At 66.2% G+C, this 10,762-nt stretch carries 12 protein-coding genes and 1 pseudogene; all 13 read left to right on the forward strand.

Annotated elements, in window-relative coordinates; all coding sequences use genetic code 11:
• Positions 1 to 11: 11 nt before the first annotated feature.
• Positions 12 to 299 carry a type IV conjugative transfer system protein TraL gene (traL, locus tag ABWP89_RS11335; RefSeq protein ID WP_353229331.1) on the forward strand — a complete coding sequence of 96 codons (288 nt, stop codon included), beginning with the start codon at positions 12 to 14 and terminating at the stop codon, positions 297 to 299.
• A gap of 12 nt (positions 300 to 311) precedes the next feature.
• On the forward strand, positions 312 to 941 hold the full coding sequence (locus ABWP89_RS11340) for a type IV conjugative transfer system protein TraE (protein WP_353229332.1): 630 nt from the start codon (positions 312 to 314) through the stop codon (positions 939 to 941).
• Positions 941 to 1,696, forward strand: a complete 756-nt coding sequence (locus tag ABWP89_RS11345) for a type-F conjugative transfer system secretin TraK (protein ID WP_353229333.1) — start codon at positions 941 to 943, stop codon at positions 1,694 to 1,696. Before ABWP89_RS11340 ends, ABWP89_RS11345 begins: the two co-directional genes overlap by 1 nt.
• A gap of 46 nt (positions 1,697 to 1,742) precedes the next feature.
• Positions 1,743 to 3,029 (forward strand): TraB/TrbI/VirB10 family type IV secretion system protein, encoded by a 1,287-nt coding sequence (locus ABWP89_RS11350; protein WP_353229347.1) that lies wholly within the window; start codon positions 1,743 to 1,745, stop codon positions 3,027 to 3,029.
• Entirely contained in the window at positions 3,026 to 3,904 is an 879-nt protein-coding gene (locus tag ABWP89_RS11355; RefSeq protein ID WP_353229334.1) for a DsbC family protein, read from the forward strand. The genes ABWP89_RS11350 and ABWP89_RS11355 overlap by 4 nt, the downstream gene beginning before the upstream one ends.
• Before the next feature lie 5 nt (positions 3,905 to 3,909).
• Complete coding sequence (locus tag ABWP89_RS11360) at positions 3,910 to 4,761, forward strand: conjugal transfer protein TraV (RefSeq protein ID WP_353229335.1); 852 nt, start codon at positions 3,910 to 3,912, stop codon at positions 4,759 to 4,761.
• The gene (traC, locus tag ABWP89_RS11365) at positions 4,758 to 7,304 is read left to right on the forward strand and encodes a type IV secretion system protein TraC (protein WP_353229337.1); all 2,547 of its coding nucleotides are present in this window, start codon (positions 4,758 to 4,760) and stop codon (positions 7,302 to 7,304) included. The genes ABWP89_RS11360 and traC overlap by 4 nt, the downstream gene beginning before the upstream one ends.
• A gap of 31 nt (positions 7,305 to 7,335) precedes the next feature.
• The gene (locus ABWP89_RS11370; protein ID WP_353229339.1) at positions 7,336 to 7,824 is read left to right on the forward strand and encodes a hypothetical protein; all 489 of its coding nucleotides are present in this window, start codon (positions 7,336 to 7,338) and stop codon (positions 7,822 to 7,824) included.
• A gap of 8 nt (positions 7,825 to 7,832) precedes the next feature.
• Positions 7,833 to 8,228, forward strand: a complete 396-nt coding sequence (locus ABWP89_RS11375) for a TrbI F-type domain-containing protein (RefSeq protein WP_353229340.1) — start codon at positions 7,833 to 7,835, stop codon at positions 8,226 to 8,228.
• A complete protein-coding gene (locus tag ABWP89_RS11380; RefSeq protein ID WP_353229342.1) occupies positions 8,215 to 8,754 on the forward strand; it encodes a S26 family signal peptidase in 540 nt (179 codons plus the stop codon). The genes ABWP89_RS11375 and ABWP89_RS11380 overlap by 14 nt, the downstream gene beginning before the upstream one ends.
• On the forward strand, positions 8,751 to 9,401 hold the full coding sequence (gene traW / locus ABWP89_RS11385) for a type-F conjugative transfer system protein TraW (RefSeq protein ID WP_353229343.1): 651 nt from the start codon (positions 8,751 to 8,753) through the stop codon (positions 9,399 to 9,401). The genes ABWP89_RS11380 and traW overlap by 4 nt, the downstream gene beginning before the upstream one ends.
• Entirely contained in the window at positions 9,398 to 10,429 is a 1,032-nt protein-coding gene (gene traU, locus ABWP89_RS11390) for a conjugal transfer pilus assembly protein TraU (protein ID WP_353229344.1), read from the forward strand. The genes traW and traU overlap by 4 nt, the downstream gene beginning before the upstream one ends.
• A pseudogene (locus ABWP89_RS11395) lies at positions 10,426 to 10,762 on the forward strand (conjugal transfer protein TrbC); the annotation flags it as partial. The gene traU and the pseudogene ABWP89_RS11395, both read left to right, overlap by 4 nt.

A 10,762-nucleotide genomic window follows, 5' to 3' on the forward strand; every position in this document is an offset into this window, starting at 1 on the left:
GGCGCGTATCCATGACCGACCGTTACATGATCCCCCGCCGCCTCGACGACCCGGAGCTGATCGGCTTCTGGACCATCGACGAGTTCGCCGGGATGATCGTCCCCTTCACCTGGGGAATCCTCGCGCAGCATATCCTTATCGGCATCACCCTCGCCATTGGAACCTGGTTCGCACTGCGAAAGGCGAAAGCAGGACGCTCCGCCGCGTGGGTCCGTCATGCCGCATACTGGTATCTGCCGCCGGGGTTGACCGGTCTCGTGGCGACGCCGCCCTCCCATTGCCGTGTTCTGGCGGGTTGAGGGAGATAGCCGATGCTGTCCGAAGTAGCGCACGAGCGCGCACAGAAACTACTGCGCCAGCGTAATCTGTTCGCGCTGGCAAGCGCTGGCCTTGCCGTGCTGCTGATGGCCGCCGCCAGCCTGTTGGCCGGGCGCGACCGCGAGGTGCTGCTGGTCCCGACCACGCGCACGCCGCTGGTCATCTCGAGCGCGGGGGTCTCTTCGGAATACCTCGAGTTCGTCACCCGCGATGTCGCGTTGATATTGCTCAACCGCAGCCCCGAAGGTCTCGACTACTGGATGCAGCAGATCCTCGCGCTTGCCGATCCGGCGCGGCGCGGCCGGCTCAAGGCCGACCTCATGCGGATTGTCGAGGAACAGCGGGGTTCTGAAGTCGCCCAGGCGTTCGTGATCAGCAAGCTCGAGGTCGATCCCAAAAATCTGACGTCGCAGGTGTCCGGAACGCTCAAGACCTTTGTCGGCGCGCAAGTGATCGCAAGCGAGGAGCGGCATTTCCAGTTCGACTGGACCTACCGGGGCCTGCGCCTCGCCCTGTCGGGCTTTGCCGCCGTCCCATCCGCAAATCTTCCTCCCGAGGGCACGCCCGGCACCTTGCCCGACCCTGCGCCGCCCGAACCCATTCAATCCAAGGAACCCCTGTAATGCACGGCCCTATCAAACCCTTTCGCAGAGCCGCCGCGCTATCGATAGCGCTTGGTCTTGCCAGTCTCGCCAGCCCGGCGCTGGCCGACCAGCTCAAGGAGACCGCCGACGGCGGCACGATCGACTGCCAGGTCTCGGCGCGCGAACTGACCCGTTTCAGCCTGATCGGCGACGGCTTCGCCAGCGTCTCGAAGATCGGGACGGGCACGCCCTACAACGATTTTGCGGTCACCAATGAGCCGGTGCGCGGCGACATCTACGTCTCGGTGCCCGAGGTCTATGCAGCAGCCCGCATCAGCTTCTTCGCGACGACCAAAAAAGGTTACGTCTACAAATTCGCCTGCCCGATCAAGCCGGTCGAAGCGCAGCAGGTCTTCATCACCAACCCGGCCATTGCCAGGACCGAGGCGAGCGATTGGGAGAGCGCGACGCCGATCGAGACCAGCGCGGTGCGTCTGGTTAAGGCCATGGCGGCGCAGGCGCAAGTGTCGGGGTTTAGCGTGCGGCAGGCGAGCGGTCTGCCCTCGCGCGCAGGTCCAATCGAAGTCCAGCTCATCGCCGAATATCGCGGCGCCAGCCTTGCGGGCAAAGTGATCCGCCTCGCCAACCGCGGCGATGCTTTGGCAACGATCGCCGAGCGGGATCTGGCACCACTTGGCGCGCTTGCTGTCGCCATCGCCAATCCGGTGCTGGAGCCGGGCGCTGCCACCACGGCCTACATCGTCGGCCAGGCAGGGGAGAACGGCCATGACTGAGCCCGGTCAGCAAACCGCCGCGCCTAACCGCGCAAACCCCGATGACATGCAGGACCATGATCTGCTGGCGGCGCTCAACGCCCGCACCGCACGCCGCCAGCGTCTCGCGCTGGCGAGCATCGCAGCAGTGTTGCTCGCAGGGTCTGCGTGGTTCGTGTTCGGATCGGGCGGCACAGAGAAGGCAAGCGGCGACGCGCGCACCATCGATACGGCGGGTCTGGTCAACCGCGATCTGTCGCAGCGCGAGTTCGTCGCGGTCTATGGCAACCGGCTCGATGCGATGGCGCGCGATCAGAAAGAGCTGAAGGACGCATCGATCCCGCGCGGCGAACTCGATCAGCAGATGGCAGCGCTCAAGGCCGAGAACCAGGCGATGCGCACCGACGGGCAGGCCGCGATCGACGCGATTTCGGCGGAGAACAGCCAGCTCAAGAGCCAACTGGCCAGCGCGCCGCAGCCGACACCCTTGGCACCTCCGCCACCTGCCTATGGTCCGCGCGGCGGAAGCTACGATGCGCGCGGGTCTGCGGCGCCCGGCAGCAATGCCGACGGGCTTGGCGGAACACCTGGCGAAGCGCCTGCTCCGGCCCAGGCCGAGGTCAAGCTTATGAGCTTTACTGGAGACAATGGCGCAGGCGGCATCAAGGCTTCACGCCCTGAAGCACCGCCGCTGGTGGTCGAAGATTCGCCTGAGTACCTGCCGCCCAATTCCTATGCCCCGGCCCGGGTCATCGTCGGGGTCGATGCCTCGGCAGGCGTTGCCAGCCAGACCGATCCGCTGCCTGTAGTGCTCAGGATCACCGGTCCGGCGCGTTCGGTGCTGCAGAACGGCAAGATCCTGACGACGAGGATCGAGGGCTGCGTGGTCAACGGCGCGGCGCGCGGCGATCTCTCCTCGGAGAAGGTCTACGTCAAGCTGGCCCGCATGACCTGCGATCAGCCCGGCGGGCGCGTCGCGGTGAGCGAGGTCAAGGGCTTCATCAGCTTTGCCGGCAAGTCGGGGGTGCGCGGACGCGTGGTCAGCCGCGAAGGCAACCTGATCAGTCAGGCGTTGCTTGCGGGGATCGTTGGCGGCTTCGGGCGCGGGTTTTCGGCCAACGCGAACAGCGTGTTTTCATCGGCCCAGACCAATTCCAATGGGACCAATGCCAAGCTCTCGGCGGGTGACATTCTCGGCGGCGGGATCGGCCAGGGCGCGGGCGATGCTGCCGACACGGTCAGCAAGTACCTGATTGAACGCGCCGAACAATATCAGCCTGTCGTCGAGATGCCGACCGGCATCGATGTCGAGATTGTGTTCCTCGACGGCGTCTATGTCAGGAATCCGCAATGACTATCTTTGAGAAAGAACCCGCACGCCCCCGCGCGCGCTATCTGCGCCGTGCTGCCAGCCTCGCCGCGCTGCTCGCGCTCTCTGCACTGACCGGATGGGGCGCGGCCCGGCTGATGCCTTCGGCGCACGCCGCGCCCGATACCGCAAAGGTCCGCGCCGCGCTCAAGCTGCGCCTGCCCAAAACGCCGATCGATGCGATCGCGTGCAAAGATCTGGGCGGGCTATGCGAAGTCGCCTCGAAGACCACGCTGTTTTATGTCGACGCGCAGGCCAAGTACCTCGTCATCGGCCGCGTCTATGACATGGAAGCGCGCCAGGACCTGACAGCGGCCCGGCTGCTGCAGCTCAACCCCGATTTGCTTGCTGCAGGCGCGGCGCACCGCGACGACGAGCCCAGCGCAGCGCCGCAAGCCGCGTCCCAGGCTGCGGCCACCCACGTCTCGCTGGCCGGTCTGCCCGAGAACGGCGCGATCCGCTGGGGCCCGGTGGACGGTCCCAAAGTGGTCGTCTTCTCGGACTTTCGCTGCGGATATTGCAAGCGCCTCTCGGCTGAACTTGCAGCCATCGGTGCGCGCGTCGAGGAACGGCCCATCTCGATTTTCGGGCCGACAAGCCGCAAAGATGCCGAGCGGGTGCTGTGCTCCCCCGTGCAGGAAACCTCGCTTCGCCTCGCCTATGCCGGCACGGCGCTCGCCAATCCCAAGTCCTGCGACACGCGCGGCCTCGATGCGAACGAGGCTTTCGCCAAAGCGCACGGGTTTGCCGGCACGCCAGTGATCGTGCGCCCGGCCGATGGCGCAGTGCTCGAAGGCTATCGCCCGGCAGACGCACTGCGCGCCTTTCTTGGTGCAACTCCCGTAAAGAACAAAAGGTGAATACCATGCATACTTCCCTGCGCCATTGCCTGCGCACTCCCTCTCATTCGGCCATTGGGTTCCTCGCCGCAGCGCCGCTTGTCCTCGCCCTATCCGGCTGCGTCAGCCTTGGCACCAACGTCAAAGGCCAGTTCATGTGCCGCGCCCCCAAAGGCGATTGCGCGCCCTCGCGCGTGATCGACGAGCGCGCCGCGCAGGATATTGGCAGCGGGCACGAACCAAGCGATCTTGGCCGTGCCCGGGTCCGTGCCGGCATCGCGCCGCCGATCGGTGCTGGCTCGCCGCAAGGCTCTCCGCAGCGCACAGGCGAACGCACGCTGCGGATCGTCTTTCCAGCGCACGTCGACGAGACCGGAACGCTGCGCGACGAAGCCGTGGCCTGGGCCGTGGTCGAAGCGCCGCAATGGTCTGCGCAGCTTGGTGTCCGCACCGCGCCGCCGCCTGCAACACCCATCGCGCGCCAGATCGGCCGCCAGCTCAAGGCTGCGCGTGAGGCTCACACAAGTCTCGCAACCACCGATCCGGTTCCTGCTGCGTCTCCATCTGACGCCGACTCTGCCACGCCCCCAGATTCCACAGACCCCTTCAAGTTTGCCTCGCCTCCGGCCCTCCCCTCCACGGTCGGCGAGACAAAGACCGGCGCCCCCCCGCCGGTGGCCGAGGGGTCCGACATGGCCGCCACCCCCCATGATCGGATCCCTCGGTCTTTTGTTCCGGAACTTGCCTACCCCGCCGCCGCCGCGATCGATGCCGCGCGCCGCCGGGCGGGCGCCCCCGCAGACCGTGATGATGCACCGGGCAATTCCACGGCCTCCCCGTCGGTAACGACCCCACTTCCCAAGGAACCCCGGCCATGAGCATTTCATTCAAGACCTTGGGCGAAGCTCTGCTGGCGGGGCTCGCCGGTGATGCCGAGGCCGCCGAAGCAGGCAGGCCTCGCCTTCTCCTCGACATGCTGTCCGATTGGCTGCCCTACCGTGTCTGGGATCCCAGCAGCCGGCTCTATCTGAACGCGCGGTCCAAAGGGTTCGTTCTGGCCGTAACGCCGCTCATCGGCGCAGACGAGCGGACCGGCGAGATCCTGGGAGCCTTCTTTTCCGAAGGTCTGCCCGCAGGCTCATGCCTCCAGATCCTGCATCTGGCGTCGCCCCGGATCAGCCGGATCGTCGCGCCGTGGTTTGCGCCGCGCTATCTGCAGGGCGGTGTCTACGAGGCGATTGCCCGCCACCGCTGCGCGCAGCTTTACGACATGGTCTGGCGCTCGGGCTCGAGGGAAGCGCCTTTCCACGCGCGCCATCACCAAGTGGTGATTTCTGTAGGCGTCCCTGCGCACAAGTCCGTCTCCACAGAAGAACTGGTCCAGGTGCGCGAAGGGCTGGCGGCAACGCTGCGCTCGCTCGGGCTTGGTGTCGCCGACATCGAACCGCAGGGCCTGATCGCGCTGATCGACGACCTGACCTCGCCGACCACCGCGCCGCAGGACGATGCCGTCCCCTATAACCCGGACGATCCGATCGCCGCGCAGGCAATCCGCCGCGACATCGATCTGGTCGTGCGCGAAGACCGGCTGCTGCTGTCGACCGAGCGGTTTCGGCCGACGGGCGAGGATGCAGGCGGCGCGCCGGTGATCGGCGAGGTCTATCCCGACCGCTTCGATCTGCGCCATTTTGCGGTCCGAGCGTTCCCGCAGCGCTGGGCGCCGTGGGAATGCGCGCGGCTGATTGGTGATCTGTTCACCGACAAACTTCGCTTTCCGTGCCCTGCCGCCACGATGCTCTGTCTGGTCTATCCCGACCAGGAAGCCGCTTCGGCGCGCGCCGGCTACAAGTTCATGCGCACGACCAGCCTTGCCGAGACCAAAAGCGCGCGGTTCCTGCCCCGGATCGGCGAGCAATCCGCGGAATGGGCGCGGGTCCAGACCGAACTGCAGGAAGGCCGCCGCCTGGTGCGCGTGTTCTACGGGGTCACCACCTATTCGCCGCTCGGGCTTGGCGACACCCACGAGCGCGCGGTCAAGTCGATCTACAAAGCCGCAGGCTGGGACCTTGCCGACGAGCGCTATCTCCAGCTTCAGGGCCTGCTCGCCGCGATGCCGCTTACCCTTGCTGATGGTCTCGGCACCGACATGGAACGGCTGCGGCGCTTTCGCACGATGCTCTCGACCACCGCTGCCAACATCGCGCCCATGCAGGGCGAGTATCTGGGAGGCAATGTGCCCCACCTCCTCTTTGTGGGCCGCCGCGGCCAGCCTTTCACTTGGTCGCCCTTCGAGAACGGGGCTGGCAACCACAACGTCGCGATCTGCGGCAAGTCGGGTTCGGGAAAGTCGGTGCTGCTTCAGGAGATGTGCGCGGCGCTGCGCGGGGCAGGCGCCCAGGTCGTCGTGATCGACGATGGCCGCAGCTTCGAACATTCGGCGCGGCTTCAGGGCGGCAATTTTGTCGAGTTCACGCTGGCCTCGGGCTTCTGCCTCAATCCGTTCTCGATGATCGATGCCGCGCGCGCCGCAGAAGATGAGGATTACCGCCTCGACTGCTTCGGTATGGTCAAGGCGATCGTCGGTCAGATGGCGCGGCACAGCGCCGCGCTCACCGACACCGAGCGCGGGCTCATCGACCGCGCGGTCAATGCGGTCTGGGACGCACAAGGGTCCGGGGCCAGCGTGACCGGGATTGGCGAAGCGCTGGGCGCAATGGATCATGCACTGGGCGCCGATCTGGCGACCGCCCTTGCACCGTACATGAAGGGCGGCACCTACGGCGCGTTCTTCGAAGGCGCGGCCACGCTCGACCTTTCGAGCGATTTCACGGTGTTCGAGATGTCAGACCTTGCGGCGCGCGAGGATCTGCGCAGCGTGGTCCTGAGCGCGATCATGTTTATGACCAGCCAGGCGATGACGCGCAGCCCGCGCTCGGTACGCAAGCTGCTGCTGATCGACGAGGCCTGGGCGCTGCTCAAGGGCGGTTCGATGGGCGCGTTTGTGGAGACTTATGCCCGCACCTGCCGCAAGTACGGCGGGGCGCTGGCGACCGCGACCCAGTCGCTTAACGACTACTACAAGTCCGACGGCGCGACCGCCGCGCTCGAGAACAGCGACTGGATGCTGATCCTCCAGCAGAAACCCGAGACAATCGCGGATTTTCGCAACTCCAAGCGTCTCGACATGGACGACCGCACCGAGACGCTGATCCGCAGCCTCAAGCGCGAAGGCTCGGCTTATTCCGAAGTCTTCATCAAGGGGCCAGAGGTCGAGGCGATCGGCCGGCTCGTGCTCGATCCTTATTCGGCAACGCTGTTTTCAAGCTCGCCGCAGACAGTTGCCGCCATCGATGCCGAGATCGCCCGCGGGCACCAGCTGGCCGACGCCATCGCGCGCATTGCCTTTGCGCAGCACCCCTGATTCCATCCCCCTCAACAGGAACTCTTGTCCCATGCCCCTTTATCTTGCCTCGCCATTCGACCGCGCTATCGAAACCCCGCCGCGCGCTGCCCCGCCGGGACAACCCACACCCGAGATTGCGCTGCCGTTGATCTCACCGCCGGGCAACGTTCCTGTTCTCGCACCCACGCTCGTGCTTCTGCCAGATGGTCCCCGAAAAGCCTCCAAGCTGGGCCGTCATTTCGCCGATCTCTGGTACATCCTTGTCAAGGCAGGTGCCTTTCTCGGCGCGATCTATCTGATGGTGCTGGGCCTGCCGCTGCTCGCGTTCCTTATGCTGGCGGGCGGCGATCCCGAGCGACTGTTCCTCCATCTCGATAACCTCTCGGCGCACTACCTTGCCGCCGACCACGCGCGCCGCGCGCTGTTTGCGGGAGAGTTGACCCTCGGCTTTTTCGGCGTGGCGACGTTCGCGGCGATCTGGCGGCTGCCTGCATTCCTCGATGATGTTGCGGCCGGACTTTCGGAAGACAGGACGTGAGGAACATTATGGCAACCTTGCCCTCCCCGCGTCCTGCGTGGCGCCCTGCGGTCTCGGCCGCCGTGCTCGGGCTCAGCCTCACTGTCTCCGCAGTCTGGGGCGTGTGGGCAACGCGCACCCTGCTGGCGCTCGAGAAACGCCAGGTCGTGACCGTCCAGCTCTCGCGGATCATGGGCGATTTCGTCGAAGCCGAGGCCCGCTCGGGCCGCCCGGCCGAGCAGACCCGCGGCGAGGTCGAAGCCTATCTCAAAGCGGTTCAGGCATCGGTTGAACGCCTTGGCCAGGGCGGACGCACCGTGCTGGTCGCCGAAGCCGTGGTCGCGGGCGGCGTGCCCGACATGACCGAAACGGTGCGCGCCGATGTGGCGCGCCGGATGGGGGACCTCGCCCGTGCCACCCACTGAATCTGTCCAGACACCGACGCCCCGCTGGCATTCGCACCGCCGCGGCCTGCTGCTCGGCGCGGCCGCAGCGCTGGCGCTCCTTGGCACAGGGGCCGCAAGCGACTTCGCGAAAGGCCATGCCCTCCTCGTCAATGCCAGCCCGTCGCTCCCATATTGGGCGATCTGGCTGACGCTCGGCGCAGTGCCGAAGCGCGGCGATCTGGTGCTGTTTATGCCGCCGCGATCGGACTTGCTGGAGAAGCATTTCGGGAAAGACCCGCATCCGTTCGGCAAGCGCGTCCTTGGCGTGGCCGGTGACCAGGTCACGCGGGACGGTCGGCGATATTTCATCAATGGCGTTCCCGCCGCGCTGGCCAAGCCCTTCAGCAAGACCGGCGAACCGCTCGCGCTGGGGCCCACCGGCACGATCCCGGCGGGCTGCTATTTTGTCGGCACTGCACACAAGGACGGCTTGGACAGCCGCTACGCCGCGATTGGCTGGATCTGCCGTCCGCAAATCCTCGGGGTCGGGAGTCCGATCCTGTGACCCGCGCCCTAATCCCCTTCAGTGCAACCACGCTGGCGCTTCTGGCCGTGCCCTGCCCGGCCGTTGCCCGCGACTATGGCCAGCACGGCACAGTCTGGTCCATCGCCGAGCCCGACTTGCTCGAACAAATCCGCGCCCGTCTTGCCCGCCTCGAAGCCAGCGGCGAGACCGCAAAGCTCAATGCCGCGCTCCAGCGCCGCACCGTCGCCAAAGTCCAGCGCCCCGATCCGGTGCCAGGCCTCGCGCCTGCGACGACCTCGCGGTCCTGGACTTTCGATCCGACGATCACCGTGGACGCCGACATCAAGGACGCGCGCGGCATAGTCATCATTGCCCGCGGCACCCGCGTCAATCCGCTCGACACTGTGCCATTACGTAGCCCCCTCGTCTTCCTCGATGGCGATGATCCCGCCTCGCTCGACTGGGCTGCCGCCACGTTCGGCAAGCGCCATCCCAAGGTTATCCTCGTGTCAGGCGCACCGCTCGCGCTGATGAAAGCGCGCAAGCTGCGGATCTATTTTGACCAGGGCGGCACGCTGGTTCGCCACTTCGGTGTCAAAGCGGTTCCTGCCGTCGTTGAGCAGAAGGGCCGCGTTCTAATGGTGACCGAACATGCGCTGAAGCCAGCGCCGGCGAGGGCATCATGAACCGTCTTCGCTTGGTCACCCGCAAAGCTCTGGGTGCGGCCGCCGCGCTGGCGCTTGCCATTGCGGTCACGCCGTCGCCTGCCGCCGCCGCGTCGGGTCCGGGCCGCTGCACCGGTCATTTCGTGAACCCGATCACCGATATCTGCTGGTCGTGCCTGTTCCCGATCTCGATCGGGGGCCTAAAGATCTGGCCCTCAGGCCGCCCCGACACAAGCAATCCCGCACTGCCAATATGCCTGTGCGGACTACGCCCCGGCATTGCCATGGGGTTCTGGGAGCCGGTGCGGCTTGCCGATGTCAGCATGAAGCCCTGGTGTTTCGTCAATCTCGGCGGCCTCAAACTCGATCCCGGCTTCGACATCGGGTTCAAGACGATGGCCGGGCCTTCGGCTGTGGGCGGCGCGACACAATACGCTTCGCAGTGGCACATCCACTGGTACGCCTACCCGCTGATCTACTGGATGGAACTGGTGGCCGACTTCCTCTGCCTCGAAGCAGGGTCGGTCGACATCCTCTACATCACCGAACTCGATCCGCTGTGGCAGGACAGCGAGCTCACCGCGATTATCAACCCCGAAGCGGTGCTTTTCGCCAATCCTCTGGCGCTCGCTGCCTGCGCTGCCGACTGCGTCGCGGCCACCACCCGCCTGCCCAGCGACGACCTGTTCTGGTGCGCAGGTTGTCAGGGCACGATGTATCCCTTGAACGGCAATGTCTCGGCGACGATCGGTCACGTCCAGGCCTCTCGCCTCGCGCTCGCGCGCTTTGCCTATAAGCTCCACCGCCAACTGGTTGCCTGGGGCACGATGGGCGGCAAGGGCCTTTGCGGCAAATATCTGATGCCGGTGATGCGCAAGCAGCAATACCGCTTCCAGGCCACCAACCCCAATCCCCAGACCAGCGGCCGCTATGCCTGCGCGCCGATCGGTGCCTCGACCACGTTCATGTCGGCAGGACAGGTCTACCCCGCGATCGGGGAGGACATGGGTTACCTCGTCTGGCGCAAACGCAATTGTTGCGCCCTGTGAGCCGGCTCCCGCACCTTCCGCTTCGCACGATCGCGCTTGTCAGCCTCGCGGTGACTTCGGCGCTCGGCGGCGCGCTCGCTCAAAGCACGCCACCAAGCATCGACATCGAAGCCATCCGCGCCCGTGCCACGCAGCAGGCGGGCGAAGCCGATGCGCTGGCAGCCACCGCGCGCGCCCGCGCCAAAGCGCTTGCAGCATCGGCAACCAGCACGGCCGAGGATGGCCATGCCAACGGCGCGCGTCTTGCCGCCAGTGCGCGCGCGCAGACTGGTAAGTCCGGCGATGTGTTCGATTTCGATGGGATGGTGGCCGACGCCGGGACCATGGCGAAAG

The sequence above is a fragment of the Novosphingobium sp. genome, from assembly GCF_040398825.1.
Taxonomy (GTDB): domain Bacteria; phylum Pseudomonadota; class Alphaproteobacteria; order Sphingomonadales; family Sphingomonadaceae; genus Novosphingobium.

Coding starts and splice junctions, on each gene's coding strand:
- ABWP89_RS11370 (WP_353229339.1), top strand. CDS start 7,336: ATGCCCCTTTATCTTGCCTCGCCATTCGACCGCGCTATCGAAACCCCG.
- ABWP89_RS11355 (WP_353229334.1), top strand. CDS start 3,026: ATGACTATCTTTGAGAAAGAACCCGCACGCCCCCGCGCGCGCTATCTG.
- traC (WP_353229337.1), top strand. CDS start 4,758: ATGAGCATTTCATTCAAGACCTTGGGCGAAGCTCTGCTGGCGGGGCTC.
- ABWP89_RS11345 (WP_353229333.1), top strand. CDS start 941: ATGCACGGCCCTATCAAACCCTTTCGCAGAGCCGCCGCGCTATCGATA.
- ABWP89_RS11340 (WP_353229332.1), top strand. CDS start 312: ATGCTGTCCGAAGTAGCGCACGAGCGCGCACAGAAACTACTGCGCCAG.
- traU (WP_353229344.1), top strand. CDS start 9,398: ATGAACCGTCTTCGCTTGGTCACCCGCAAAGCTCTGGGTGCGGCCGCC.
- ABWP89_RS11350 (WP_353229347.1), top strand. CDS start 1,743: ATGCAGGACCATGATCTGCTGGCGGCGCTCAACGCCCGCACCGCACGC.
- traL (WP_353229331.1), top strand. CDS start 12: ATGACCGACCGTTACATGATCCCCCGCCGCCTCGACGACCCGGAGCTG.
- ABWP89_RS11375 (WP_353229340.1), top strand. CDS start 7,833: ATGGCAACCTTGCCCTCCCCGCGTCCTGCGTGGCGCCCTGCGGTCTCG.
- ABWP89_RS11360 (WP_353229335.1), top strand. CDS start 3,910: ATGCATACTTCCCTGCGCCATTGCCTGCGCACTCCCTCTCATTCGGCC.